Genomic DNA, 24,439 nt, shown 5'->3' on the forward strand with positions numbered 1-24,439 from the left:
TCCCCCCGCCGCAACCCGACCACGGCCGTTGAGGCGCAGATCAGAAGCGTTACAGACTATGGCCTTCGGCCGGCTTTGAACAGTCCCGGGCGCTGTGTTAACGAGGCGCCACCCCGCCGCCCCCGGCCTCTGCCGGAGGGTCAGCGCCCCTTCGACGAGGATGTCGCCCCGCTCATGTCCGCCGACCAGACCTCCGCCCCCGCCGCCCCGAGCCGGCCCTCGAGCTTCTCCTACGAGGACCTGCTGGCCTGCGGCCGCGGCGAGATGTTCGGCGCCGGCAACGCCCAGCTGCCGCTGCCGCCGATGCTGATGTTCGACCGCATCACCTCGATCGGCCGCGACGGCGGCGCCCACGGCAAGGGCCACGTGCTCGCCGAGCTCGACGTGCGGCCCGACCTCTGGTTCTTCCCCTGCCACTTCCACGGCGACCCCGTGATGCCGGGCTGCCTCGGCCTCGACGCCCTGTGGCAGCTCGTCGGGTTCCATCTCGGCTGGCTCGGCTCGCCGGGCCGCGGCCGGGCGCTCGGCGTCGGCGAGGTCAAGTTCAGCGACCAGGTGCTGCCCAGCGTCAAGAAGGTCGTCTACGGCGTCGATCTCAAGCGCGTGCGCCAGGGCCGCCTGGTCCTCGGGATCGCCGACGGCTGGCTCGAGGCCGACGGAAGGCGCATCTACGAGGCGCAGGACCTGCGCGTCGGCCTGTTCCAGGCCGCCACCCCGGCCGCGGGCGGCTGAGCCTGCGCCGACACGCCCGTCACCGTGCGGGCGATCCGGCCCGCCGCACGGAAAAGCGGGCCGACAGAGGCCCGCCGGGACCCTTTCCCCGGATGGGCGGTTGAGATTACGGCACCGGGCGCCTAGGTGACACCCGCTGGCGAAGACCGCCCGCGGGCGCCCGTGGCGCCGCTCCGGAGGGTTCCGACGATCATGAGGCGCGTGGCAATCACCGGGATGGGCATCGTCTCGTCCATCGGCAATTCCACCCAGGAGGTGCTGGCTTCCTTGCGCGAGGCGCGCTCGGGCATCTCCCACGCCGAGGATTTTGCGAAACACGGATTCCGCAGCCAGGTCCAGGGCGCCCCGACCCTCGACGCCGAGGAGGTGGTCGACCGCCGCGCCATGCGCTTCCACGGCGGCGGCACCGCCTGGAACCACGTCGCGATGGAGCAGGCGATCCGCGACGCCGGCCTGGAGCAGGCCGAGGTGTCGCACGAGCGCACCGGCATCATCATGGGCTCGGGCGGTCCCTCGACCCGCGCCCTGGTGGAGGCGGCCGACATCGCCCGCGCCAAGGGGCCGAAGCGCGTCGGGCCGTTCGCGGTGCCGAAGGCCATGTCCTCGACCGCCTCGGCGACGCTGGCGACCTGGTTCAAGATCCGGGGCGTGAACTACTCGATCTCCTCGGCCTGCGCGACCTCGAACCACTGCATCGGCAACGCCGCCGAGATCATCCAGGGCGGGCGCCAGGACATCATCTTCGCCGGCGGCTGCGAGGAGCTGGACTGGACCCTGTCGGTCCTGTTCGACGCCATGGGCGCCATGTCCTCGAAGTACAACGACACGCCCTCGCGGGCCTCGCGGGCCTACGACAAGGCCCGGGACGGCTTCGTCATCGCGGGCGGCGCCGGCGTGCTGGTGCTGGAGGAGCTGGAGCATGCCCGCGCCCGCGGCGCGCGCATCTACGGCGAGGTCGCGGGCTACGGCGCCACCTCGGACGGCCACGACATGGTGGCGCCGTCCGGCGAGGGCGCGGTGCGCTGCATGCGCCAGGCGATCGAGGGCCTGAAGGGCGCCAGAATCGACTACATCAACCCCCACGCCACCTCGACCCCCGTCGGCGACGACAAGGAGATCGAGGCGATCCGCGAGGTGTTCGGCACCGGCGACGCCTGCCCGCCGATCGCCGCGACGAAGTCGCTGACCGGCCACTCCCTCGGCGCCACCGGCGTGCAAGAGGCGATCTACTCGCTCCTGATGATGAACAACGGCTTCATCTGCGAGAGCGCCCATATCGACGAACTCGACCCAGCCTTCGCCGACATGCCGATCCTGCGCGCCCGCAAGGACGACGCCCAGCTCGGCCACGTGCTCAGCAACTCCTTCGGCTTCGGCGGCACCAACGCCACGCTGGTGCTCAAGCACGTCGACGCCTGACGCAGTCGGGGCGCCTGTTCCACGAAACGTGGACAGGCGCCCGCCCGCCGCGTAAAGGCCCGGTCCATTCCTAACAGCGGAGGATCGGGCGTGACGGGTTTGATGGCAGGCAAGCGCGGGCTCGTGATGGGCGTCGCGAACGACCACTCCATCGCCTGGGGCATCGCCCGGGCCCTGGCGGCCCAGGGCGCGGAACTGGCCTTCACCTATCAGGGCGAGGCGCTCGGCCGCCGCGTCGGGCCGCTCGCCGGCACGCTCGGCTCGTCCCTGGTCCTCCCCTGCGACGTCGAGGATCTGGCCTCCGTCGACGCCACCTTCGCCGCCCTCGACGAGGCCTGGCCCGAGGGCTTCGACTTCATCGTCCACGCCATCGGCTTCTCCGACAAGTCGCAGCTCAAGGGCCGCTACGTCGACGTCACCACGCGGGAGAACTTTTCCCGCACGATGGTGATCTCGTGCTTCTCCTTCACGGAGATCGCGCAGCGGGCGGCGACGCGGATGCGCCCCGGCGGCTCGCTCCTGACGCTCACCTATGGCGGCTCGACCCGGGTGATGCCGAACTACAACGTCATGGGCCTCGCCAAGGCGGCTCTGGAGGCCTCGGTGCGCTACCTCGCGGCCGATCTCGGGCCACAGGGGCTCCGGGTCAACGCGCTCTCGGCCGGCCCGGTGCGGACGCTCGCCGGCGCCGGCATCGCGGATGCCCGCCTGATGTTCAACCACCAGGCCGCCCACGCCCCCCTGCGGCGCACCGCGACGCTCGAGGATATCGGCGGCTCGGGCCTCTACCTGCTCTCGCCCCTCTCGGGCAGCGTCACCGGCGAGGTCCACTACGTCGATTCCGGCTACAACATCGTCTCGATGCCGCGGCCGGAGGTGCTGAAGGCGCAGGATGCGGCGGGCGTGACCGACGCCTGAGCGGCGGCGCCACCAGCCCCGGCCTCGCCACGGCCGCCTCGGGGATGCGCCGTCAAGCGGCCCGCACGGTCGTGAGAAAGCGGGCGACCTCCGCCCGCAGGTGCTCGGACTGGCGCGACAGCTCGGTCGCCGCGCCGAGCACCTGGGAGGCCGCCTCGCCCGTCTCCCCGGCCGCGGCCGCCACGCTCCCGATGGTCTGCGTCACCGTGCCGGTGCCTTGCGCCGCCTCCCCGACGCTGCGCACGATCTCCTGAGTCGCCGCGCCCTGCTCCTTCACCGCCGCCGCGATCGCGGTCGCCGCGCCGTTGATCTCCCGGATGCGGCCGGTGATCGCGCCGATCGCCGTCACCGCCTGGCCCGTCACGCCCTGGATGCCGGCGATCTGCCCCGAGATCTCGCTCGTCGCCCGCGCGGTCTGCTCGGCGAGGGCCTTCACCTCGGCGGCCACCACCGCGAAACCCTTGCCGGCCGCACCGGCCCGGGCCGCCTCGATGGTGGCGTTGAGCGCCAGGAGGTTGGTCTGCCCGGCGATCGACGCGATCATCGTCACGACGTCGCCGATGCGCCCGACGGACGCGCTCAATTCCCGGACCAGCGCCCCGGTCTGGTCCGCCTCTCGCGCCGTCGCCCGCGCGAGGTCGGCCGAACCGACGACCTGCCGGTCGATCTCGTGGACTGATGCGCTCAGTTCCTCGGCGGCGGCGGCGACCGTTCCGACATGCGTGGAGGCCTCCTCGACGGCCTTGGACACCGTGCCAGTCTGCGACGCGGTCCGGCCCGCGGTGGCGGACATCTGTCTGGCGGTCGCCTCCAGTTCGGTGGCCGAGGAGGAGACCAGACCGACGATCCCGCCGATCGCCCGCTCGAACTCCTCGGCCATCCGCCGCATGCCGCTCCGGCGCTGCGCCTCGGCCGACAGCCGTGCTTCCGCCGTCTCCGCCTCGAGATCGTGGTTGCGGCGCAGGCTCGCCTGGAAGCCGAGGGCGGCCCGGGCGATCTCGCCGATCTCGTCCCGGTGCCCGGTGCACGGCACCGTGACGTCGACCTGGCCGCGCGCCAGGCCTGTCATCACCGAGGCGACCTGCAGCGCCCGGCCGGCGATGTCGCGGGCGAGCCACGCGATAACCGCGAAGGCGACGCCCGCACCGATGGCGGTGGCGAGCACGATCGTGGCCATCGTGCTCGCATTGGCCGCGCGGGCGGCCTCGGCGCCGGCGGTCGCCCGAAGGCTCGCTGCCGACTTCAGGCCGTCGAGTTCCTTCCAGGCCGCATCGTAGAGCTTGTTGGCCGGGCCGTTGAAGGCCGCGCGGGCTCCCGCGACATCGCCGGTCGCCGCGGCGGCGAAGGCGGCGGCCTGCGCGTCGAGATAGCTCTGCCACTGGCGCAGGAAGCCCGCGAAGGTCGCGGCGGTCTCGCCGTCCGCGGGGAGCTTCGCGAAGTCCCGGATCAGGCCCCGCATCTCGTCGATGCGCGCCGCATTGCGCTCCGCGGCACGCGCCCTGGCGGCCGGCTCGGCCTCGTCGATCACGCGGGTCGCCCCGAGGCGCACGCGGGTCATGACCGCCCGCAGGTCGCCGATCAGGCTGACGCGCGGCAGCAGCAGATCGCCGATCTCGTCGGTCGCGGCAGCGCTCCGGGACACGCTCAGCGTCGCCTGTCCGCCCACGGCGATCACGATGAGGACGACGAGGGCCGCGAGACCGAGAAGCTGCGCCCGAAGGTGGAGGCGTTGACGGAGCGCGATCATAGGTGCCTGGTCCGCCCATGGCGTCGATGTGACGATCAACAACGGAAGCTGATTAAGAAATTGTCACTCTGCGCGCGAGACAGCACAGGGTCATGGATTGCTCGATATTTCTGACAGTTGCAGCAACCACAGATCGAGGGGGACTTCAGGACAGGTTTGCAGCCGGCACAAGGCAGCGGCGGCGTGGCGTGCCGGCTCCACCGGGGATCCCGCGTCCGGATGTGTTGCGGCGGATGCGGGACCGGATCGCTCTGTTGCTCAGAAGCCTGCCGACCACGTCACGCTTTGCGCGGCCGCGCGTTATCGCGGCGATGCGACACGCGAGGAGAGCCCAGGATGCAGCGCGGCCACCCGAAGCCCGACCCGGTCGGCCCCGGCCAGGAGAGCGTCTGGGACTATCCCCGCCCGCCCCGGCTGGAGCCGGTGCCGGAGCGCCTGCGGGTGATCTTCGACGGGATCACCATCGCCGACACCCTGCGGGGCTGGCGCATCCTGGAGACCTCCCATCCGCCGAGCTACTACCTGCCGCCAGAGGACATCGCGCCGGGCGCGCTCGTGCCGGCCGGCGGCGGCTCCCTGTGCGAGTGGAAGGGCCGCGCCCTCTACTTCGACGTCGTCGGGCCGCGGGGCCGGGCCGACCGGGCGGCCTGGGCGTATCACAACCCGACTAAAGCTTTCGCGGCGCTCGCCGGGCACGTCGCGTTCTATGCCGGAGCGATGGAGGCGTGCTTCGTCGGCGACGAGCGGGTCACGCCGCAGCCAGGCGGCTTCTACGGCGGCTGGATCACGGAAAACATCGTCGGCCCGTTCAAGGGCGAGCCCGGCACGATGGGATGGTGATCCCCCTGCCCTCACGCCGCCCGGTCCGCCGGGCGCTCCTCGACCAGGGCGACCACGTCGTCCCAGCGCGACAGGAAGGCCGCGACGCAGTCGGGATCGAAATGCGCGCCCGATTGCTCCTCGAGGAAGCGCCGGGCCCGCTCCAGCGGCCAGCCGGGCTTGTAGACCCGGGCCGAGATCAGGGCGTCGAACACGTCGGCCACCGCCGTGATGCGGCCGGGCAGCGGGATCTCGGTGCCCTTCAGCCCCTGCGGGTAGCCGGCGCCGTCCCAGCGCTCGTGATGGGTGAGCGCGATCTCGGCGGCGAGCCGCAGCAGGCGCGACGGGCTGTCGTGCAGCATGCGGTAGCCGCGGAGCGCGTGCTGCATCATCTCGTAGCGCTCGGGCTCGGTGAGCGGCCCGGGCTTGCGCAGGATCGAGTCGGCGACGCCGATCTTGCCGATGTCGTGCATGGTGGAAGCGAGGGCGATGTCGTTGCCCTCCTCCTCCGACAGGCCGAGCCCGTCGGCGATGGCGAGCACGCAGCCGGCGACGCGGGTGAGGTGGTCGCCGGCCTGGTCGTCGCGGAACTCGGCGGCGAGCATCAGGCGGCGGATGATCTCGCGCTCGCGCTCCTGGCTCTCGGCCGCCGCCCGCTCGACCTCGCGGGTCAGGGCACGGGCCTGGCTCTCGACCGCGTCCTGCGCCCGCGCGAGCGCGATCAGGTTGCGGCCGCGGATCGCCAGGTCCGAGGCGTCGAGGGGCGGCAGCACCACGTCGGTGGCGCCGGCCTCCAGCCCGCGGCGGCGCGCCTCGGCCGGGTCGCCCTCGGCCGGGTCACTCTCGGCGATGAGCAGGATCGAGGTGTGGGCGAGGTGGGGCTTCAGGCGGAGCGCCCGGATCAGCGCCGGGGCATCGAGGCCGGGCCACGCATCGATCAGCACTAGGTCGACGGGCTTCGTCGCGAGGGCGGCAAGCGCGACGCCGGGATCGGTCACCACGAGGGACGGGACGCCCGACGCGAACAACCGTGTCAGCCCGCCGGGATCGGGCCGGGCCGTGACGACCACGATTGCGGGATCGGCTGCGTTGGTCATGGTCCCGGGGATTCCTTTCCGCGCCCGATGATGGCTCAAACTACCGCGACTTGATAAAGCATTCTTTAAGCTTCCGCACGGCGCGGACGCCGGGACGGTTCAAGATCGGACTAACGCAAGACATTGATCCGGCACCGCTTCCTTGCCGGAACTGCGGCCCGGGGCAGAACTGCTTAGATCGTGAAATCCGCGCCGGCCCGCGGGCCGGCGACCTGCGCGGCTTCGGCCCGGCCGCAGAGATCCTCCACGGTCACCGAATCGAGCACCGCAAGGTACGCCCCGGCCGCCTCCGCCACCAGGGGGGCGACGACGAGACCGGCGACGTCGCGGCCGCCGAGGCCGGGTTCGGAATCCGGGCCGAGCACCGCCCGGGCGATGTCGCCGGCGCTGATGCGGCGACGCTCGCGGGCGAGCTCGTAGCCGCCATGCGGCCCGCGCAGGCCCTTGAGCAGGCCGTGATGGACCAGGGCCTGCAGCACCGCCTCGAGGTGGCGGGGCGGCAGGGCGTGGCGCGCCGCCAGCGCCTTGGCGCTCACCGGCTGCGGCCGGGCATGGAGCGCGATGTCGACCATCGCGGCGAGCGCGAGGCGCAGGCGCGGCGGGTCGAGCGCGGCGCCCGAGGCGGGCCGGGAGGGATGGAGCACCGCGTCCAAGCGCGTCGTCAGCCGCGACCGGTGGAGCCGAAGCCGCCGGCGCCGCGCGCGCCGGTTCCGGCCTCCGGGAAGGCGTCGACCACCCTCAGGGCGGGCCGCGCCACCCGGGTGAACACGAGCTGCGCGATGCGCTCGCTCGGCCGCACCGTGAGGGGCGCGGCTCCCGGCGGGTTGCGGTTCCAGGCCGAGATCATCAGCGGACCCTCGTAATCGGCGTCGATCACCCCGACGGTGTTGCCGAGCACCAGCCCGTCGCGGTGGCCCATCCCCGAGCGCGGATAGACCATGGCGCACCAGTCGGAATCGCGGATCGCCAGGGCGAAGCCGACCGGGATCAGGGCCGGCGGGGCCTGCGGTTCGAGAACCAAGGGCGCGTCGAGGCAGGCATGGAGGTCGAGCCCCGCGGCAAGCGCCGAGCCCCAGCGCGGGAAGCCCCACTCGGTCAGGCGCGGATCGAGGATCCGGATCGCGACGTCGAGGCGGCCGATCTCCCGCTCCGCGCGGTCGGGCTCCCCTGTATCCGATGCCTCGCGGTCGAGCCCGCTCATGTCCGGCTTCCGGAGCGTGCCGCCACGGCGTCGGCCAGCGCGACGAGCCGGCGCGCCTCGTCCGCCTCGCGCCGCAGCACCGTGCGGCCGAGATGGGCGATGCCGGCCTGCCCCCTGGCGTCGGGCGCCTCGAAGGCGGCGACGAGGGCGCGCGCCGCGGCGAGGGCGTCCGGGTCGGGCGCGAAGGCGGCCTCGGCCCGGCGGGCGCCGGCGGGCGCGGTCGCCACCGCCCCGTCGAAGCCGAGGCCGCGGGCGCGGCCGATATCGAGGCGGTCGGCGGGGTCGAGCAGCACGTCGAGGTCGTGGGCGCGGGCGGCGGCGAGCGCGGTCGCGAGCCAGGCGAGGAGCGGCCCGGCCTCCGGCGCGCCCGGCGGCAGCCGTCCCTCGCGGGCGAGGGCGCCGGCATCGACGACGAGGCAGGCGAGCCGCGCATCGACGTCTCGCACCGCGCTCGCCACCGCCTCCGCCGCGAGGATGCCGAGCGGCGTGTCGAGGCCGGCCCAGAGCCGGACCCGCTCCGGGGCGTGGAGCCGGCGCAGGCGGCTGCCGATGCCGGCCAGGTCCTCCGGCTCCTCGACCCGCGGCACCAGCAAAGCGTCGGGCGCAGGCCCCGCCATCGCGGCGAGGTCGGCCTCGCCCCAGGGCGTGTCGAGGCCGTTGACCCGCACCACCAGCTCGGCGGCGGCGAACCCGCCCTCGGTCAGGGCCGCGGCGAGGCGGGTCCGCCCGGCCTCCTTGTCGGCGGGAGGCAGCGAATCGGCGAGATCGAGGATCAGCGCGTCGGCGGGCTCGGCCCGGGCCGCCGCGAGGGCGGTCGCGGTGGCCGGCACCAGGAGGGCGCTGCGGCGGGGGCGGATGTCGGTCATCGGTCGCGTGACTCCCCGAATGGCGGCGCATCTATGCCCCGGGCCGGGCCGTCCGTCACCCCAGGCGGGAGGCGAGGGTGCGAGCGAAGGAATCGATGTGGGCGGTCATCGCCGCCGCCGCGGCCTCGGGGTCGCGCTGGCGCAGGGCGTCGAGGATCGCCGCATGCTCCTCGGCCACCTCCGCGAGATGGTGGCCGGTGGCGAGCGACAGCGCCCAGAACCGCACCGAGCGCCCGTGCAACCCGGCGAGCACCTCGGCGAGCACCCGGTTGCCCGAGGCCTCGGCGATGATCGCGTGGAAGCGCCGGTCCGATTCGAGGATCGCGTCGAGGTCGTCGGCCTGCGCCGCCAGCACGGCGTCGAGCTCGGCCAGGGCCGCCTCGCCGATCCGTCCGGCGGCGAGCGCGGCGCAAGCCGGCTCGGTGAGGCGGCGCACCTCGATCAGGTGGGCGAACTCGTCCATCGAGAGCGGCTGCACCAGGACGCCCTTGCGGGGCAGGATGCGCACCAGCCCCTCGTGCATCAGCCGGTGCAGGGCCTGGTTCACCGGCGTACGGCCCAGGCCCAGCTCGGCGCAGAGACCCGCCTCGTTCAGCGCGTCGCCCGGCTTCAGCCGCAACGCCACGATGTCGTCCTTCAGCCGCCGGTAGGCGCGCTCATTCTGCGACAAGGGCGGGCACGAACCTGCACGCGTTTCAACCACCGTTCACCGCTCCGCTTCTGCCGCCCGCCCCCTTACCACGGGGTACGGCTCGCTTGGACCGGCTTGTGAAATATCACAGGCATGGTACTTGCAGAAGCACACGCCGGGCGGCCGATTCGCGGACCGCGGGAGAAGAGCGATGACGAGGGTTGAGACCGTGAACACGCACGAACTGGACGAGGGCTATCGCCGGGCGACGCTCAGGCTGATCCCGTTCCTGGTCTTCCTGTTCATCCTGGCCTGGATCGACCGGGTGAATGTCGGCTTCGCCAAGCTGCAGATGCTGTCGGACCTGAAATTCAGCGAGGCGGTCTACGGCTTCGGTGCCGGCATCTTCTTCATCGGCTACTTCCTGTTCGAGGTGCCGAGCAACCTGCTCCTGGAGCGCATCGGCGCCCGCAAGACGCTGGCGCGGATCACCATCCTGTGGGGTCTCGCCTCGATGAGCCTCGCCTTCGTGCAGTCGGAATGGGCCTTCTACGCCATCCGCTTCCTGCTCGGCGTGTTCGAGGCCGGGTTCTTCCCCGGCGTGGTGCTCTACCTGACCTACTGGTTCCCGAGCGCGAAGCGCTCGCGCATCAACGGCCTGTTCATGACCTCGTTCGCCATCGCGGGCGTGGTCGGCGGCCCGCTCGCCGGGCTGATCATGGGCACGATGGGCGGCGTCGGCGGAATGGCGAACTGGCAGTGGCTGTTCATCCTTGAGGGCATCCCGTCCCTGATCGCGGGCGCCGCGGTGCTGGCCTTCCTGCCCGACCGCCCGAAGGATGCGCGCTGGCTGTCACCGCAAGTCGCCGCCGCGATGACGGCGGTGGTCGAGGCCGAGGGGCGGGCCGCCGGCAAGGAGGCGAGCTTCAAGGTCGCGCTCCGCGACGGCCGGGTCTGGCTCTGCGCGCTGATCTATTTCTGCATCGTCAGCGGCAACGCCACGATCGCGTTCTGGACGCCGTCGATCATCAAGGAGATCGGCGTGCAGGGCGCGATCGCGATCGGCTTCCTCGCCGCGATCCCCTTCATCGCCGGCACCGTCGCGATGGTGTGGACCGGGGCGCATTCCGACCGCACCGGCGAGCGCCGGCTGCACTGCGCCGTCGCCAGCCTGATCGCCGCCGCCGGCCTCGCCGCCACGGGGGCCCTCATCGGCCACGCGGTGCTGGCGCTCGTCGCGCTGACGGTCGCGGCGATCGGCATCCTCGCCGCCTTCCCGGTCTTCTGGTCGCTGCCGCAGACGTTCCTGGCCGGCACCGCCGCGGCCGGCGCCATCGCGGCGATCAACTCGATCGGCAACCTCGCGGGCTTCGTCGCCCCCTACGTGGTCGGCCTGTCGAACACGCTGACCGGCACGTCGAGCAACGGGCTCTACTTCGTCGCCGGGCTGGAACTGCTGGCGGGCCTCCTGGTGCTGGGCTTCGCCCGCTGGCGCGAGAGCGCGGCCGACCTGGCGCCGGCCGAGTGAATCAGGGAGAAAGAACGATGCTGACCTTCCATCGCGAGGCCGCGGGCCGCCGGGACACGATCGCGCTGGCGCCCGGGGCGCTGGTGATCGCCGGCTGGGCCGGGCGGGACGAGGCGGCGATCCGCCACCACATCGACGAATTGGCGGCGATCGGCGTGCCGCCGCCCTCCTCGGTCCCGGTCTATTACCGGGCCGCCGCCGCGACGCTGACGCAAGCGCCCCGCCTCGAAGTGCTCGGGCCGGATTCCTCGGGCGAGGCGGAGCCGGTGATCGTGTCGCTCGCCGACGGGCTGTGGCTCGGGCTCGGCTCCGACCACACCGACCGCAAGGCCGAGACGGTCGGCATCGCGCTGTCCAAGCAGCTCTGCGGCAAGCCGGTCGGCACCGGCCTGTGGCGCCTCGACGAAGTCGAGCCGCACTGGGACGAGCTGGTGCTGCGGGCGCATGCCACCATCGACGGCGAGCGGGTGCTCTACCAGGAGGGCCGCCTGACGGCGCTCCGCACGCCCAGCGACCTCGTGGCGCGCCGCCCGGGCGGGCCCGACCTCCCCCCCGGCACGGTGATGTTCGGCGGCACCCTCGGGGCGATCGGCGGCATCCGCCCGGCCGCCCGCTTCGAGATGGCGCTGGAGGACCCGGTGCTCGGCCGCACCCTGACCCACGCCTACGACATCGCCGTGCTGCCCGTGGTGGCCTGAACCCGCGATGGGGTCGCTGGCCGCCCTGACGGGGATCGGGGACGCCGCCTTCTGGGCGGCGCTCCTCGCCAAGATGCTGGCGAGCGCCACGATCGTGGTGCTCGCCTCCCTCGCAGTCGAGCGGACGGGGCCCCTCGTCGGCGCGATGATCGCGACCCTGCCGGTCTCGGCCGGGCCGGCCTACGTCTTCCTCGCCCTCGACCACGACGCGGGGTTTCTCCGCGACAGCGCGGTGGCGAGCCTGCCGGCCGTCGCGGCGACCGCCGTGCTGATCGCGACCTATGCGGGGCTGGCCCGCCGGCACGGCGTCGCGCCCGCGCTCGCCGCCGCGCTCGCGGCATGGGTCGCCGCGGCGCTCGGGCTCGCCCGTCTCGGCGGCGGCCTGCCGGGCGCCGTCGCGACGGCCGCGCTGGTGATCCTCGCCTGCGTCGGTGCCTGCCGGGGCTTGCGCCGGAGCGGTCCGCTGCCGGCGCGACCGGGGCGGCGGCGCGACGTGCTGGTGCGGGCCGGCATCGTCATGGCGCTCGTCGTCGCCGTGGTGCTAGCCGGGCGCCTCGCCGGGCCCTCGGCGGCGGGCCTCCTCGCCCTCGCGCCGGTGGTGATGGTGAGCCTGGCGGTGATCCTGCATCCGCGGATCGGCGGGGCGGCGACCGCGACGGTGCTGGTGCTGAGCCTGCCGGGGCTCCTCGGCTTCGTGGCGGCACTCACGATCCTCGCCCTCGCCGTCGAGCGGCTGGGTCCGGCCCTTGCCCTGCCGCTCGCCCTCCTGGCCAATCTGGGCTGGAATGGCGGGATCCTGCTGACGAGCCGCCGCAGCCCCAAACCTTCCCGCTCCTCCACCCCTTCCCCGGAGACCGATTGAGATGACGACCATCCGCGACGACCTCGAACGCCGGCTCGCCCTGATCGAGGCGCCGGCGAGCCGGAACGTCTTCACCAAGCTCTACCCGGAGGCCGCCCGCGCCGCCGCCGACGCCGCCGATGCGCGCCGCAAGGCCGGCCTGTCGCTCGGCGCCCTCGACGGCGCCATCGTGTCGATCAAGGACCTGTTCGACGTCCAGGGCGAGGCGACGACTGCCGGCTCGTCGCTGCGCCGCAAGGCCGAGGCAGCGCTCCAGGACGCCCCCGTGGTCGCCCGCCTGCGCCGGGCCGGCGCGGTGATCCTCGGCAAAACCAACATGTCCGAGTTCGCCTTCTCGGGCCTCGGCCTCAACCCGCACTGGGGGACGCCGGGCAACGCGGCCGACCCGAGTCTGGTGCCGGGCGGCTCGTCCTCGGGCGCCGGCGTCTCGGCGGCGCTCGGCACCTCCGACATCGCCATCGGCACCGATACCGGCGGCTCGGTGCGCATCCCGGCGGCGCTCAACGGCGTGGTCGGCTTCAAGCCCACCGCCCGCCGCGTGCCGCTGGCCGGCGCCTTCCCGCTCTCGCCCTCGCTCGATTCGATCGGTCCGCTCGCCCGCTCGGTCGAGGCCTGCGCGGCGGCCGATGCCGTGATGGCGGGCGAGGAATACCGTCCGCTCCGGGCGGCCCCCTTGCGCGACCTGCGGATCGGCGTGCCCCGCGGCCTCCTGTTCACCGACACCGACCCGGTGGTGGCGCAAGCCTTCGAGGCCGCCCTCTCCGCCCTGAGCGGGGCCGGCGCCCGCATCCACGACACGGCATTCGACGACCTCCTCGGCCGCATGGCCGAGACGACGGCGGCCGGCCCGATCGCCGCCATCGAGGCGTCGGAGATCCACGCCGACTGGCTCGACGCCGAGGCCGCCGCCTTCGATCCCCGGGTCCACGCCCGGATCACCCGCGGCCGCACCGTGACCGCGGCGGCCTATATCCGGATGATGCGCGGGCGCGCCGCGCTGATCGAGGCCGGCGACGAGCGGCTCACCCCCCTCGACGTGCTGGCCCTGCCGGCGACGGCGGTCCCGGCGCCCGCCATCGCCGCGGTCGCGGAGGACGACGAGGCATTCTCCCGCCTCAACCTCCTGATGCTGCGCAACACAATGGTGGGGAACCTGTTCGACCTCACCGGCATCTCGCTGCCGCTGCCGGGTCAGGCGAAGCCCGTCGGCCTGATGCTGCTCGCCCGTCACGGCCAGGACCGGCGGCTCCTGGAGATCGCCGCGGGGGTCGAGGCAATGTTGCGGGGGTAGCGGAACAGCGGCGCGGGAGCCTGACTGTCCAAACGAACAGCTCTGAAACCCTCCACGTCATCCCGGGGCTCGACGAAGTCGAGAACCCGGGATCCATAACCGCTGACGGTGGAGGACGGGGCGGGACGCGATCCGTCTCATCTTGGACCGTCAGCGTTTATGGATCCCGGGTTCCGCTGCGCGGCCCCGGGATGACGCAGAGGGTTTCACGACTGTTCAGCGCCGCCGCCCATCCCCCGAGGCCTCGGTCATCAGCCGGCCGAGGCCGCGCTGGTCGAGGCGGGCCGCGGCGGCCTCGGCCTTGCGGGGCTGGATCGTGCCGGTGGTGGCGGGATCCGGAATCGCCGCCAGGGCCGGGCCCGGCGCCCGGTCCTTCTCGCGCAGGGCGATCCAGTTCGCCGCCGTGGTCAGCGCGGCGATCGCGATGATGACTTTGATTCCGCCGGTGAGGAGGCGCCACATGGCTGGTCGGGACCCGCGATCTCGTCGGGGCCGTCGATCCGGCCCCGTTTCGCCGATCCTGGGCCACAATGCTTAACGGGCGGCCTCGGCCCGCTCGCCGGGACCGTCCCGCAACGGGAGCGGCCGACCGGCGAGACGAGCGAAGTCTGGTGGGCCATGCGCCAGGGTCGCGGTTCCTGTTCCCCGAACCCGTGACGCTCCTGCGACTGCTCGGCCCACTGAGCCTCACAGGAATGGGTTGCAGAGAACTGGTCCGCCCCACCCCGTCATCGCCGACCTCTTTGCCGCACAGCCCGGATGGGTTCCGGAAGCCTCCGGGCGCGCCGGCATTGAGGACGGTCCGTGTAAGCCAGACCGGGGCGGAGCCGCAACCGGAATGCGGGCGCGGCGCTTGCGTCGAAACGCACCGGCCCGGCGAGCTTGACGGTGCCAAGAAAAAACCCGGCGGGCACGGGCCCGCCGGGTCGAATCACGCACGGGTCCGGCGCGCCGTCAGCGCAGCGAGCCGCAGAAGCGCTGGATGCGGCTGCACGCCTCTTCCAGGAGCTGGTTCGAGGTCGCGTAGGAGATGCGCAGGTTCGGCCCGAGGCCGAAGGCCGAGCCGTGCACCGTGGCGACGCCCTCGGCCATCAGGAGCTCGGTGACAAAGTCCTCGTCGGTCTCGATCACCTTGCCCTCCGGCGTGCGCTTGCCGATCAGCTCGGCGCAGGACGGGTAGACGTAGAACGCGCCCTCCGGCGTCGGGCAGCGCAGGCCGTTGGTCTGGTTCAGCATCGACACGACGAGGTCGCGCCGGACCTGGAAGGCGGCGCGGAACTCGGCGAGGTGATCCTGCGGCCCCTCGAGGGCGGCGACCGCCGCCCATTGCGAGATCGTCGCCGCACCCGAGGTCTGCTGGCCCTGGACGAAGTCCATCGCCTTGATCAGCTGCTCGGGGCCGGCGGCGTAGCCGATGCGCCAGCCGGTCATGGCGTAGGACTTCGAGACGCCGTTCATCGTCAGCGTGCGGTCGTAGAGCGCCGGCTCGACCTGGGCCGGGGTCACGAAGGCGAAGTCGCCGTAGACCAGGTGCTCGTACATGTCGTCGGTGAGCACCCAGACATGGGGGTGGCGCACCAGCACGTCCGTCAGCGCCTTCATCTCGGCGTGGCTGTAGGCGGCGCCGGACGGGTTCGAGGGCGAGTTGAGGATTACCCACTTGGTCTTGGGGGTGATCGCGCGCTCCAGCTCCCCGGGCTGGAGCTTGAAGTTGGTTTCCATCGTGGTCTCGGCGAAGACCGGGGTGCCGCCGCACAGGCCGACCATCTCCGGGTAGGACACCCAGTAGGGCCGCGGGATCACCACCTCGTCGCCCGGGTTCAGGGTGGCGAGCAGCGCGTTGTAGATCACCTGCTTGCCGCCGGTGCCGACGATGGTCTGGCTCGGCTTGTAGTCGAGGCCGTTCTCGCGCTTGAACTTCTTGGCGATCGCCTCGCGCAGCGGCACGATGCCGGAGACCGGCGGATACTTCGTCTCGCCCCGGCGGATCGCCTCGACCGCCGCCTGCTTGATGTGCTCGGGCGTATCGAAATCCGGCTCGCCGACCGACAGGCTGATGACGTCGCGCCCCTGGGCTTTCAGGTCCCGCGCCTTCTGGGTCATCACGATGGTGGCGGAGGGTTTCACGCGCGAGAGGGCGTCGGCCAGAAAGCCCATGGTCTTCGACTCCGGACAGCTTGGGATCAAGGCCCGGCCGGGTTTAAGCCGTCCGGGTCTTCGAGCGGTCGGGACCCTAGTCCCGCGCATCACCGCGGGCAAGCCGGGAGATGCCTCAAGAAGAGGCTGTCCCGCCTCGCGAAATCGCGATTCCGAAGCCTGAGACCGAATCCGGAAGTGATCTTCCGGATTCGGTCTCACAAGCCCGCGCGGCGCTTGAGCGAAGCCGAAATCCGCATTGCGAAAGCGATCAGGCAGGATCGCCTGAAGCAATCAGTCGGATTTCGTATGAGTTCTGGACTCGCGCGCGGGCGCCGTGACACCCTGCCGAACCGGCGCGGGGGCCCGGGCAATCCGGAATCGACGGCGATGGGCGAGGCGGAGCACGCGCAGCGGGTGAGCGAGGAGATCGGGCTGGCGATCGACCACGCCGCCTGCGACCCCGCGGCCTGGGACACCGTGATGGCGGAGATCGGCCGCCTCCTGCCCGGGGTGTGGCCGGTGCTCCAGGTCGTCGACGCCGCCGCCGGGACCGGCCTGCCCCTTGTCTACTGGGGCTGGGATCCCGCCGCCGTCGCGGCCTACGAGGCGCATTACGGCGCCGTGAACCCGTGGATCTCGGTGGTCCTGTCGACGCCCACGATGGTGTCGATGCATTCCGAGGAGCGGATGCCGGCCTCGTCCCTGCGCCACACCGAGTTCTACGCCGACTGGCTGTCGCGCCTCGGCGGCATGACGGCTTCGAGCGGGGTCAAGCTGATCGACGCCGACGGGCGCCTCGCGGTGCTCAACCTGCAGCACGACCTCGCCCGGGCCTCGCGCGAGCACGGCCGGCTCGCCGCCGTGATGGAGCGGATCGGGCCGCGGATGCGGCGCGCGATCGAGACCAACCGGGCCTGTTTCCCCGCCGGCGCCGCCTTCGCGGCCGGCGAGACGCTGCTGGAGCGGGTGGCCGATCCGGCCTTCGTGGTGACGCGGGACCTGCGCCTCGTCGAGGCGAGCCGCGCCGGCCACGCCCTGCTGGCCGCGGGCGACGTGCTGCGGGTGGGCGCCCTCGACCGGATCCAGGTGCGCGACCCGCGCCTCGCCGCGGCGATGGCCCGCGAGGCGGCGCTCGCCTGCGGCGGCGCGCCGGCGGGCGGGATGCCGGGCCCGGTGCGGGTCGGTGCCGAGACCTGGCAGGTCACCGCGATCGGCCTGCGCCAGGACCTGCGCGGCGTCGTCGGCATGGCGCGGCTGCTGGCGCCGGACCAGCTCGCCCTGGTGGTCTTGCGCCGGGCCGCGGCGGAGAGCGGCGGGCAGGACCGCCTGGCCCAGTTCGGGCTCTCCCCGGCGGAGGCGCGGCTCGCCCTGCTGATGGACGGGTCGCGCTCCCTGGTCCAGGCCGCCGAGAGCCTCGGCATCCGCCACGAGACCGCCCGCTCGCAGCTGCGCCAGGTCTTCGCCAAGCTCGGGGTGTCGCGGCAATCCGAACTCGCGGTGTTCATCCTCCGGCTCGAGGACCGTGCCTGAGCCGGAGGGTTTCGTCCCGGCCGTCCTCAGCCCGGGATCACGTCCACGATCTCGTAGGTGTCGGGATCGATGATGACGATGTCGTCCTGCACCAGCACGTAGCGGAAGCCGCGATAGGCCGGCACCAGGGTGAGGATCGCCGGCGGCAGGGCGTGCAGCGTCACCGAGCGCGGCACCGCCGTGCCGACGTTGAGCGCGAAGTTGACGCCGGTCACCGGCCGCACGCCGGAGCGCACGATGGTCTGGCGGAACTCGGTGCGCTGGGTGGTGTCGAGCCGCGAGACGGCGCCCCGGGCCTCGGACCGGCCGCCGGCCCTCTCGCCGCGCTCGGCGCCACGTTCCCCGCGCTCACCCCTCTCAGCACCACGCTCACCGCGCTCGGCCCCGCGCTCCCCGCGTTCGCCTCTCTCGGCACCCCGCTCGCCGCGTTCACCGCGCTCGGCCCCGCGCTCGCCACGCTCACCGCGCTCCGCGCCCCGCTCGCCGCCCGGCTCGGCCCCGCGGCCGCCGGCGCCCGGCTGGGCGCCCTCGCCGCCGGCCCGGCCACCGGGAGCGCCCGGCTGCTGGCCGGCACTGCCCGCCGGGCCGGCCCCGCCGCCCGGCTGGGCCGCGCCGGCGCCGCCGCGAGGACCGGCCGCACCGCCGGCACCACCGCCGGCCCCCATGCCCGCGCCGCCGCCCGCGCCACCGGCACCCCCGGCTCCGCCGCCGCCCATGCCCCCGCCACCGGCACCGGCACCGCCCGCGGCTCCGCCGGCTGCACCCGCACCGCCGCCGCCTGCACCGCCGCCGGCGCCGCCCGCGCCGCCTTGCGCGAACGCCGTGGCCGCACCGAGCGCCAGCAAGGCGGCCGTCATGGTTCCGCGCAGCGCCTTGCCGCGAATCGACTTGCTCATGACCCTCTCCCGACACTGCACCCGCACGGCCGATGGCGCGGGTCGCCGCAGTGCCGGGCCGCAACGAGGAGGTGTGGGAAATGGTTCCGGGCCGCGCCCCGCATACGCTCCGGCTGCGACGATGCCGCGGAGGAGGCGGGCCGGTGCCTTGCGGGCCGGTCTTCGGGACCGAACGGGCGCCCGGCCGTGCCGGGCGCCCACCCGCATCACCCGATGGCTTCCGCCACCGCGAGACCGCAGGCGCTGGTGTCGGCGTTGCCGCCGAGGTCGCGAGTGCGCAGGGTGCGCTCGGCCAGCACCCGCTCGATGCCGGCGACGATCTCGGCCGCGGCGTCCTTCTCGCCGAGATGCTCCAGCATCATCGCGCCGGACCAGATCTGGCCGATCGGGTTGGCGATGCCCTGGCCGGCGATGTCCGGCGCCGAGCCGTGGACCGGCTCGAACAGCGACGGGAAGTCCCGGTCCGGGTTGATGTTGCCCGACGGCGCGATGCCGATCGTGCCGGTGCAGGCGGGGCCGAGATCCGACAGGATGTCGCCGAAGAGGTTCGAGGCCACCACCACGTCGAACCAGTCCGGATGCAGCACGAAATGCGCGGTCAGGATGTCGATGTGGTACTTGTCCCAGGCGACGTCGGGATAGTGGCGCGCCATCTCCTGCACCCGCTCGTCCCAGTACGGCATGGTGATCGAGATACCGTTCGACTTGGTGGCCGAGGTCAGGTGCTTCTTCGGCCGGCTGCGCGCCAGCTCGAAGGCGAATTTCAGCACCCGGTCGGTGCCCCGGCGGGTGAAGACCGATTCCTGCACGGCGAATTCGCGGTCGGTGCCCTGGAACATGCGGCCGCCGACCGAGGAATACTCGCCCTCGGTGTTCTCGCGCACGACCCAGAAATCGATGTCGCCGGGCTTGCGGCCGGCGAGCGGGCTCGGCACGCCGGGCATCAGCCGGACGGGCCGCAGGTTGATGTACTGGTCGAACTCGCGCCGGAACAGGATCAGGGAGTTCCACAGCGAGACGTGGTCGGGGATCTTCTCCGGCCAGCCGACGGCGCCGAAGAAGATCGCGTCGTGCCCGCCGATCTGCGCCTTCCAGTCCTCCGGCATCATGCGGCCGTGCTTGGCGTAGTAGTCGTAGGACGAGAAGTCGAACCAGTCCTGCTGCAGCGTGAAGCCGTGGCGCTTGGCCGCCTGCTCCAGCACGCGCACCCCCTCCGGCACCGTCTCCTTGCCGATGCCGTCCCCGGGAATCACGGCGATGCGGTAGGTGCGCTGGGCTGACGGCATGGGTGTCTCCTCCTGTTTATCGCGCCCCCGCGTCGCCCATCCCGCCGCGTCGGTCAATCGCCTGGTGGCGATCGACCTCATTCTGGGCTTTTGGCCTCAAGCGCCGGCAGCCGCGTCCGCGGCTTTGGCTGGCGCTTCGCTAAGCATCATTCGCCGAAGTGGTCACCGGTTCGGCGGCGGAAATGATGCAAAAACAACAATCTAAGCAGAGTTGCCCCGTGCAACTCTGCTTAGACGCCCGACAGCCCGATGGGCTGCCGTGCCCGCTCCGCGGGGCGCCCTTCGCGCCCGCCATGCGGCCGGATCATGCCACCTCCCCCACGCTCGCCCGGCGCTGGCGGTCGAGCTCGTCGCTGTAGCGCTTGAGGGTGTGCTTCTCGCTGAGTATCCCGATCACCCGGCGGGCCTCGCGGCTCTCGACCACCGCGAGCGCCTCGCTCTCGGCCTTGTCGAACAGGGCGACCGCCTCCTTGGCGTTCATCTGCGGCACCAGCACCTGGTCGCGGTAGCGCAGGAGGTCGACGACCTTCGTCTCGGCGGCCTTGTCGTCGATCGGCGCGGCATGGGCCTCGGCGACGAGCACGATGCCGGCATAGAGCCCGGCCTCGTCGACGGCGACGACCTGGGTGCCGGAGCCGAGCGGGAAGGCGCGCCGGAAGGCCGCGAGCGTGGTGTCGCTGCGCACCGTGCGCACCTCGCGCCGCATCAATTGGCCCACCGTCAGGGTGCGGATCCAGCCGACGTCGTGGGCGCTGCGGATCGACTCGCCGCGCAGGTGGAAGCGCCAGGTCGCGAAGGAGTAGCCGAAGGTCTTGCGCACCGTGAGCGAGGAGGCGATCACCGCCACCAGCACCAGGCTGGCGATCGGAAAGTCGCCGGTCACCTCCAGCGCCAGGAACGTCATCGTCATCGGCCCGCCGATCACCGCGACGGCGAGCGCGCTCATCCCGACCACCGCGTAGGTCACCGGCGGCAGCACCATGGCGACGAGCGGCGGGGCCAGCATCACGAAGATCTTGCCGGCGAGCGCGCCGAGGAACAGCGAGGCGAAGAACAGCCCGCCGCGGAACCCGGTGCCGATCGAGATCGCCGAGGCCAGCGCCTTGGCGAGGAAGATCAGGATCAGCCCCGCCGCGCCGACCGCCGCGCCGTCCTCCGACAGGTTGAGGTGGAGCGCGCCGTGCCCGGCCGAGAGAACCTGCGGCGTCGCCACCAGCGCCAGCGCCCCGACCGCGAGGCCGCCCAGCACCGGCCGGGCGAGCGGCGGCACCTTCGTGCGGCGCACCCCCTCCTCGACCAGGGTGACGCCCTGCATGATCAGGATGCCGAGGCCGGCGCAGATCAGCCCGAGGCCGAGGGTCGGCAGGTAGTCGGCCGGGCCGACCGCCGGGGTGGCCCCGAGGGTGATGACGGTTTGGTGCCCGAGGAGCGCCCGCGACACGAAGGCGCCGGCCAAGGCCGCGGTGACGACGGGGGTCAGCGACCCGATGGCGTAGGTGCCGATGATCAGCTCGAAGGCGTAGAACGCCCCCGTCAGCGGCGCCCCGAACGCCGCCGCGATGGCCGCCGCCGCCGCGCAGCCCACCAGCACCCGCATGTCGTTGCGGCGCAATTCGAAGCTCAGGCCGAGCCGCGAGGCGACCCCGCCGGAGATCTGGGTATAGCCGGCCTCGAGCCCGACCGAGGCGCCGCAGCCGTTCGAGATCAGGTTCTGCACCGCGACCAGCACCGAATCCCGCAGCGAGAGCCGGCCGCCATGCAGGGCGTTGGCCTCGATCGGGTCGATCACCGGACTGCCGGGCACGCGCCGGACGCGGCCCCCGAGCCAGACCGCCAGGCCGAGCAGCACCCCGCCCAGGGCCGGCACGCCGAGGGCCACGAGGGGCGACACGCGGGCCGTCGCGCTCAGGCGTTCGTCGAGGTCGAGGCCGAACAGCCACTCGTGGGCGGCTTGCGCGGCCCAGCCCATGGCGCTGACCAGCCCCCCCGACACGCAGCCGACGAGGGCCGCGAGCAGGATCAGGCCGATCTCGCCGCCGCGCACCCAGGCGCGCAAAGCCCCCGGCGCCAGCACGAGGGCGCTCTCCGTGAGGGAGCGGCGGACCGTCTCGGATTTGGACGTCATCGGACCGTCGGGCGGGCTCTCGAGGGACAGGGCGGGCGCCGGCAGCGGTTTAGGGCGCGAAAGCCGGCCGGTCGATCGGGATTCCCGACTGAGCCGGCGCAGTTTCCCACCCGTCCGGCGCGAAAGCCGCCGAACGGCGCTTGCCACGGCGCTCCGGTCGGACTACACAGCCCCCCGTCGCGAGCCGCCATAGCTCAGTTGGTTAGAGCGCTAGATTGTGGATCTAGAGGTCCCCCGTTCGAGCCGGGGTGGCGGTACCACGACCCTCGCGGCCTGAGGCTGCAGGCCGGATTGCGTGGGGATCGAGGCCCGGGCGCAACACAGGCCGGTCACGATGACCGATCCGGACCAATCCTTTCAAATTTGTTAAAGCATAGGCCATAAGGTCTGTGCACATCTCTCCCCAGAACGAGGGGAGGACGGTGTGCAGCGCTACTTCTTCGATCTGAGCGCCGGTGCCTGGCAGTGCCGGGACGATATCGGACTGATTCTCTGCAGCCAGGACGAGATCCGCGGCGAGGCGACCCGCACGGCGATCGAGTTCGCCGGGGCCGGCCTGCCCGGCGCCGACCTCTCAGACCTGAAGGTGCGGGTGCGCGACCGGGCGGGCGGGGCCGTGATGACCGTGAGCCTCGCCCTCACCGTGCGCGGGCCGGAGGAGCCCGTGCGCCTGACCTCGCGCCCGGCCCGGCCGCGGATGGTGCGGGCGGCCTGACGGCCGCTACAGGGCTTTCTGCAAGGGGTTCTGTCGCAAGGAATCTTGCCCGGCCGCGATCCAGCGGCCGGCGAGGGTGCGCGCGGCGGCGAGCCCGAGCAGGGCGCCGCCGGCGCTCGCCGCGAAGTCGACGACCTGCGCGGTGCGGCCCGGAACCCAGATCTGCCCGATCTCGAGGAGGCCCGCGAGCAGGACGAGGGCGAGGGCGAGCCGCCAGACCGGCCGACGGGGAAAGCCGAGGCCGAGAAGGCCGGCCGTGCCCGCATAGGCGACGAGGTGCTCCAGCTGGCCGGCCGCGCCGGTGCGCAGCTCCCAGTCCTTCGGAATCCAGGACAGCCAGACCAGCACCGGCAGGCAGGCGAGACCCGCCAGCCCGGCGATGCGCCGCAAGTCGGTCAGCGCGCCCGGTCTCATGCCCGAACTCCCTCGTCTCGATCCCATCCCGGGCTCGCGCCGATCGTCCGCCGGGTGCGTCGGCCGGACAAGTGCACCATCCGGTGCGGCGCCCGCCCGATCGAGGGTGACCATTGGCGGTAGGCGGAACGATCGCCTCACCGGCGCGATACCCGGGAACGAGCCGGAGGCGCCCGATGACCGATCCCCCCGTGACCGACACCAGCGAGACGCCCAGCGGAGCCGGCGACCCCGGGCCCGCCCGCGACGAGGAGGCGTTCCACATCCCCGACGACCTCGCGCGGGGGCTGACCGAGTTCGCCGCCGTGGAGCAGCTCTCCCGCGGCGAGGCGATCTGCCTCGTCCTGCGGGAATACCTGCGGGCGAAGGGCTACCTGAAGGGTACGCCCGCGGGTTGATCGGTCCGGGCCGACCCGAGCGGCCCGGTCCTTCGTCAGGCCGCGCCGCGCAGCTGGATCTCCAGGCGGCCGACATCCTCGGTCAGCCGCTCGACGGTGCGGCGCGCCTCGCCATCCTCGGGCGAGGTCCGCAGGGCGTCGGTCGCCGCCGCCAGCGACTCGCGCTTGGCCTGCAGCGCGAAGGCGATCTGGGCCCTGGCCATCTCGGGCGTCCGGTCGGCCATGTCTGTCCTCCTCTCCTGTCGTCTCTCTCGTCCGGTGCCGGCCGGCGACGCGGCGCACCGGACGTTCGCGGAAGGCAACGCGGCCGGCGCTGCCCGGATGCGGGCGCGGTGAGCGCTGCGACGATTCAGGCCTGCACCGCCGCGTCCGGGCACCACGCACGGCGCAGGCCCCCCGCGAGAGGAGCCTGCGTCATCGGCGGAAGGCCGTTCGCTCGACCGGCGTCAGCAGTCGTTGGCCTGCTGCGCGGCGGTCTTCTCGCCCTTCGACTGCCGGCTGACATCGGCCGGCGAGGTCGCGGTCTGCGCGCCGAGATTCTGCATCGCCCCGACCGTGCCGGGGGATTCAGCCTTCGCGCCGGGCGTGACCGAGGCGGTGGCGGGCGGATCGACGTTCGAGCTCTTGTCCATCTTCTGCGCGGTCTGGCCTGGCGCGCAGGGGCCGGCGGCCGCACCGAGCGTCCCGGCGAGCAGGATCAGTCCGGCACCGAGAACGGTAAAGCGGGTCATCAGGTTTCCTCCGAGGGTTGTTGTGCCCGCTCAACCCTCGCCGCCTCGGCCCGGTTCCTGCCCCGGCCCCTCGCCCATTGGGCTGCGGCGCTCACGGCCCGGATCGGCGAACGCGCCGATCCGAAACCCGCTTTCGAAACTAGGAGCGAGGTGCAGCGCTGCCATTCGTTTCGCATAGGCTCGAAACCGAAAATACCGCTTGCGTTTTGTGCGGCGCACGGTAGTTTGTGCATCGCACGGTCGCGATGGCGTCGCGGCCTTGCAGCCCTCTTTGGGCGTTTCCTCCCTAGACTTCGGGCCGCTCGCGAGAGCGGCCTTTTTTCTTGGTGCCTCGCTGTCCCGATGCCTGTCCGTCGGAGCCGATGGCCGGGGGGTGCCCCAACGCGAAGAGGGGCC

General features: G+C 72.7%; 25 protein-coding genes and 1 tRNA gene. 12 read left to right on the plus strand and 14 right to left on the minus strand.

Going from position 1 to position 24,439, the window contains the following annotated elements:
- Positions 1–174: 174 nt before the first annotated feature.
- The 3 genes from fabA (at position 175) to fabI (ending at position 3,069) form a co-directional block, all read left to right on the plus strand.
- A complete protein-coding gene (gene fabA, locus BM430_RS19280; protein ID WP_093568866.1) occupies positions 175–732 on the plus strand; it encodes a 3-hydroxyacyl-[acyl-carrier-protein] dehydratase FabA in 558 nt (185 codons plus the stop codon).
- A gap of 192 nt (positions 733–924) precedes the next feature.
- Positions 925–2,151 (plus strand): beta-ketoacyl-ACP synthase I, encoded by a 1,227-nt coding sequence (fabB, locus tag BM430_RS19285; RefSeq protein ID WP_093568867.1) that lies wholly within the window; start codon positions 925–927, stop codon positions 2,149–2,151.
- Positions 2,152–2,241: 90 nt separating this feature from the next.
- Positions 2,242–3,069: an enoyl-ACP reductase FabI gene (gene fabI / locus BM430_RS19290; protein WP_093568868.1), complete on the plus strand. Its 828-nt coding sequence runs from the start codon at positions 2,242–2,244 to the stop codon at positions 3,067–3,069.
- A 52-nt stretch (positions 3,070–3,121) separates the two neighbouring features.
- On the opposite strand, the gene BM430_RS19295 is transcribed toward fabI, so the two are convergent.
- A complete protein-coding gene (locus BM430_RS19295) occupies positions 3,122–4,816 on the minus strand; it encodes a methyl-accepting chemotaxis protein (RefSeq protein ID WP_093568869.1) in 1,695 nt (564 codons plus the stop codon).
- Between the two features lie 336 nt (positions 4,817–5,152).
- Here BM430_RS19295 and BM430_RS19300 point away from each other — a divergent pair, with 336 nt between their 5' ends.
- On the plus strand, positions 5,153–5,656 hold the full coding sequence (locus BM430_RS19300) for a DUF427 domain-containing protein (RefSeq protein ID WP_093568870.1): 504 nt from the start codon (positions 5,153–5,155) through the stop codon (positions 5,654–5,656).
- Between the two features lie 11 nt (positions 5,657–5,667).
- Here the strand turns inward: BM430_RS19300 and BM430_RS19305 are convergent, their stop codons facing one another.
- The 5 genes from BM430_RS19305 to BM430_RS19325 form a co-directional block, all read right to left on the minus strand.
- Positions 5,668–6,732, minus strand: a complete 1,065-nt coding sequence (locus BM430_RS19305; RefSeq protein ID WP_093568871.1) for an HD-GYP domain-containing protein — start codon at positions 6,730–6,732, stop codon at positions 5,668–5,670.
- 173 nt (positions 6,733–6,905) lie between these two features.
- Positions 6,906–7,376 (minus strand): RrF2 family transcriptional regulator, encoded by a 471-nt coding sequence (locus BM430_RS19310; RefSeq protein ID WP_280142284.1) that lies wholly within the window; start codon positions 7,374–7,376, stop codon positions 6,906–6,908.
- A 17-nt stretch (positions 7,377–7,393) separates the two neighbouring features.
- The gene (dut, locus tag BM430_RS19315; RefSeq protein WP_244539561.1) at positions 7,394–7,873 is read right to left on the minus strand and encodes a dUTP diphosphatase; all 480 of its coding nucleotides are present in this window, start codon (positions 7,871–7,873) and stop codon (positions 7,394–7,396) included.
- Between the two features lie 56 nt (positions 7,874–7,929).
- On the minus strand, positions 7,930–8,799 hold the full coding sequence (locus BM430_RS19320; RefSeq protein ID WP_093568873.1) for an aldolase/citrate lyase family protein: 870 nt from the start codon (positions 8,797–8,799) through the stop codon (positions 7,930–7,932).
- Positions 8,800–8,854: 55 nt separating this feature from the next.
- The gene (locus tag BM430_RS19325) at positions 8,855–9,469 is read right to left on the minus strand and encodes a GntR family transcriptional regulator (RefSeq protein WP_244539558.1); all 615 of its coding nucleotides are present in this window, start codon (positions 9,467–9,469) and stop codon (positions 8,855–8,857) included.
- Positions 9,470–9,641: 172 nt separating this feature from the next.
- On the opposite strand from BM430_RS19325, the gene BM430_RS19330 reads away from it, so the two are divergent.
- From BM430_RS19330 to BM430_RS19345, 4 genes are read left to right on the plus strand one after another with little or no spacing between them, the layout of a single operon-like run.
- Positions 9,642–10,958 (plus strand): MFS transporter, encoded by a 1,317-nt coding sequence (locus tag BM430_RS19330; RefSeq protein ID WP_093568875.1) that lies wholly within the window; start codon positions 9,642–9,644, stop codon positions 10,956–10,958.
- Positions 10,959–10,975: 17 nt separating this feature from the next.
- Positions 10,976–11,656 carry a DUF2848 domain-containing protein gene (locus tag BM430_RS19335; protein WP_093568876.1) on the plus strand — a complete coding sequence of 227 codons (681 nt, stop codon included), beginning with the start codon at positions 10,976–10,978 and terminating at the stop codon, positions 11,654–11,656.
- A 7-nt stretch (positions 11,657–11,663) separates the two neighbouring features.
- Complete coding sequence (locus tag BM430_RS19340) at positions 11,664–12,518, plus strand: hypothetical protein (RefSeq protein WP_093568877.1); 855 nt, start codon at positions 11,664–11,666, stop codon at positions 12,516–12,518.
- Position 12,519: 1 nt separating this feature from the next.
- The gene (locus BM430_RS19345) at positions 12,520–13,809 is read left to right on the plus strand and encodes an amidase (protein ID WP_093568878.1); all 1,290 of its coding nucleotides are present in this window, start codon (positions 12,520–12,522) and stop codon (positions 13,807–13,809) included.
- Between the two features lie 216 nt (positions 13,810–14,025).
- Here the strand turns inward: BM430_RS19345 and BM430_RS19350 are convergent, their stop codons facing one another.
- Both BM430_RS19350 and BM430_RS19355 read right to left on the minus strand, forming a co-directional pair.
- The gene (locus BM430_RS19350) at positions 14,026–14,271 is read right to left on the minus strand and encodes a hypothetical protein (RefSeq protein WP_093568879.1); all 246 of its coding nucleotides are present in this window, start codon (positions 14,269–14,271) and stop codon (positions 14,026–14,028) included.
- Between the two features lie 492 nt (positions 14,272–14,763).
- Entirely contained in the window at positions 14,764–15,966 is a 1,203-nt protein-coding gene (locus tag BM430_RS19355; protein ID WP_093568880.1) for a pyridoxal phosphate-dependent aminotransferase, read from the minus strand.
- A gap of 288 nt (positions 15,967–16,254) precedes the next feature.
- Here BM430_RS19355 and BM430_RS19360 point away from each other — a divergent pair, with 288 nt between their 5' ends.
- The gene (locus BM430_RS19360; protein ID WP_143132073.1) at positions 16,255–17,478 is read left to right on the plus strand and encodes a helix-turn-helix transcriptional regulator; all 1,224 of its coding nucleotides are present in this window, start codon (positions 16,255–16,257) and stop codon (positions 17,476–17,478) included.
- Between the two features lie 26 nt (positions 17,479–17,504).
- Here the strand turns inward: BM430_RS19360 and BM430_RS19365 are convergent, their stop codons facing one another.
- From BM430_RS19365 to BM430_RS19375, 3 genes are all read right to left on the minus strand, one after another.
- Positions 17,505–18,374, minus strand: a complete 870-nt coding sequence (locus tag BM430_RS19365; RefSeq protein ID WP_093568882.1) for a DUF1236 domain-containing protein — start codon at positions 18,372–18,374, stop codon at positions 17,505–17,507.
- Between the two features lie 206 nt (positions 18,375–18,580).
- The gene (locus BM430_RS19370) at positions 18,581–19,660 is read right to left on the minus strand and encodes a tartrate dehydrogenase (RefSeq protein ID WP_093568883.1); all 1,080 of its coding nucleotides are present in this window, start codon (positions 19,658–19,660) and stop codon (positions 18,581–18,583) included.
- A 304-nt stretch (positions 19,661–19,964) separates the two neighbouring features.
- The gene (locus BM430_RS19375; protein WP_093568884.1) at positions 19,965–21,785 is read right to left on the minus strand and encodes a chloride channel protein; all 1,821 of its coding nucleotides are present in this window, start codon (positions 21,783–21,785) and stop codon (positions 19,965–19,967) included.
- 183 nt (positions 21,786–21,968) lie between these two features.
- Between BM430_RS19375 and BM430_RS19380 the strand changes: the two genes are divergently transcribed.
- Positions 21,969–22,045, plus strand: a tRNA-His gene (locus tag BM430_RS19380).
- Positions 22,046–22,209: 164 nt separating this feature from the next.
- Complete coding sequence (locus BM430_RS19385; RefSeq protein ID WP_093568885.1) at positions 22,210–22,500, plus strand: DUF6894 family protein; 291 nt, start codon at positions 22,210–22,212, stop codon at positions 22,498–22,500.
- 6 nt (positions 22,501–22,506) lie between these two features.
- On the opposite strand, the gene BM430_RS19390 is transcribed toward BM430_RS19385, so the two are convergent.
- Positions 22,507–22,914: a VanZ family protein gene (locus BM430_RS19390; protein ID WP_177303104.1), complete on the minus strand. Its 408-nt coding sequence runs from the start codon at positions 22,912–22,914 to the stop codon at positions 22,507–22,509.
- Positions 22,915–23,090: 176 nt separating this feature from the next.
- Here BM430_RS19390 and BM430_RS19395 point away from each other — a divergent pair, with 176 nt between their 5' ends.
- A complete protein-coding gene (locus BM430_RS19395; RefSeq protein ID WP_244539559.1) occupies positions 23,091–23,312 on the plus strand; it encodes a ribbon-helix-helix domain-containing protein in 222 nt (73 codons plus the stop codon).
- A 35-nt stretch (positions 23,313–23,347) separates the two neighbouring features.
- On the opposite strand, the gene BM430_RS19400 is transcribed toward BM430_RS19395, so the two are convergent.
- Both BM430_RS19400 and BM430_RS19405 read right to left on the minus strand, forming a co-directional pair.
- Positions 23,348–23,536, minus strand: a complete 189-nt coding sequence (locus BM430_RS19400; RefSeq protein WP_093568886.1) for a hypothetical protein — start codon at positions 23,534–23,536, stop codon at positions 23,348–23,350.
- Between the two features lie 222 nt (positions 23,537–23,758).
- Positions 23,759–24,043: a hypothetical protein gene (locus BM430_RS19405; RefSeq protein ID WP_093568887.1), complete on the minus strand. Its 285-nt coding sequence runs from the start codon at positions 24,041–24,043 to the stop codon at positions 23,759–23,761.
- Positions 24,044–24,439 lie beyond the last annotated feature (396 nt).

The sequence above is a fragment of the Methylobacterium sp. 174MFSha1.1 genome (genome assembly GCF_900116815.1).
Taxonomy (GTDB): domain Bacteria; phylum Pseudomonadota; class Alphaproteobacteria; order Rhizobiales; family Beijerinckiaceae; genus Methylobacterium.

What these genes read in the sequence shown, in the direction of transcription:
- fabA (WP_093568866.1), top strand. Translation starts at nt 175, where the DNA reads ATGTCCGCCGACCAGACCTCCGCCCCCGCCGCCCCGAGCCGGCCCTCG.
- fabB (WP_093568867.1), top strand. Translation starts at nt 925, where the DNA reads ATGAGGCGCGTGGCAATCACCGGGATGGGCATCGTCTCGTCCATCGGC.
- BM430_RS19295 (WP_093568869.1), bottom strand. Translation starts at nt 4,816, where the DNA reads ATGATCGCGCTCCGTCAACGCCTCCACCTTCGGGCGCAGCTTCTCGGT.
- BM430_RS19300 (WP_093568870.1), top strand. Translation starts at nt 5,153, where the DNA reads ATGCAGCGCGGCCACCCGAAGCCCGACCCGGTCGGCCCCGGCCAGGAG.
- BM430_RS19305 (WP_093568871.1), bottom strand. Translation starts at nt 6,732, where the DNA reads ATGACCAACGCAGCCGATCCCGCAATCGTGGTCGTCACGGCCCGGCCC.
- BM430_RS19320 (WP_093568873.1), bottom strand. Translation starts at nt 8,799, where the DNA reads ATGACCGACATCCGCCCCCGCCGCAGCGCCCTCCTGGTGCCGGCCACC.
- BM430_RS19330 (WP_093568875.1), top strand. Translation starts at nt 9,642, where the DNA reads ATGACGAGGGTTGAGACCGTGAACACGCACGAACTGGACGAGGGCTAT.
- BM430_RS19335 (WP_093568876.1), top strand. Translation starts at nt 10,976, where the DNA reads ATGCTGACCTTCCATCGCGAGGCCGCGGGCCGCCGGGACACGATCGCG.
- BM430_RS19340 (WP_093568877.1), top strand. Translation starts at nt 11,664, where the DNA reads ATGGGGTCGCTGGCCGCCCTGACGGGGATCGGGGACGCCGCCTTCTGG.
- BM430_RS19345 (WP_093568878.1), top strand. Translation starts at nt 12,520, where the DNA reads ATGACGACCATCCGCGACGACCTCGAACGCCGGCTCGCCCTGATCGAG.
- BM430_RS19350 (WP_093568879.1), bottom strand. Translation starts at nt 14,271, where the DNA reads ATGTGGCGCCTCCTCACCGGCGGAATCAAAGTCATCATCGCGATCGCC.
- BM430_RS19355 (WP_093568880.1), bottom strand. Translation starts at nt 15,966, where the DNA reads ATGGGCTTTCTGGCCGACGCCCTCTCGCGCGTGAAACCCTCCGCCACC.
- BM430_RS19360 (WP_143132073.1), top strand. Translation starts at nt 16,255, where the DNA reads ATGAGTTCTGGACTCGCGCGCGGGCGCCGTGACACCCTGCCGAACCGG.
- BM430_RS19365 (WP_093568882.1), bottom strand. Translation starts at nt 18,374, where the DNA reads ATGAGCAAGTCGATTCGCGGCAAGGCGCTGCGCGGAACCATGACGGCC.
- BM430_RS19370 (WP_093568883.1), bottom strand. Translation starts at nt 19,660, where the DNA reads ATGCCGTCAGCCCAGCGCACCTACCGCATCGCCGTGATTCCCGGGGAC.
- BM430_RS19375 (WP_093568884.1), bottom strand. Translation starts at nt 21,785, where the DNA reads ATGACGTCCAAATCCGAGACGGTCCGCCGCTCCCTCACGGAGAGCGCC.
- BM430_RS19390 (WP_177303104.1), bottom strand. Translation starts at nt 22,914, where the DNA reads ATGAGACCGGGCGCGCTGACCGACTTGCGGCGCATCGCCGGGCTGGCG.
- BM430_RS19395 (WP_244539559.1), top strand. Translation starts at nt 23,091, where the DNA reads ATGACCGATCCCCCCGTGACCGACACCAGCGAGACGCCCAGCGGAGCC.
- BM430_RS19400 (WP_093568886.1), bottom strand. Translation starts at nt 23,536, where the DNA reads ATGGCCGACCGGACGCCCGAGATGGCCAGGGCCCAGATCGCCTTCGCG.
- BM430_RS19405 (WP_093568887.1), bottom strand. Translation starts at nt 24,043, where the DNA reads ATGACCCGCTTTACCGTTCTCGGTGCCGGACTGATCCTGCTCGCCGGG.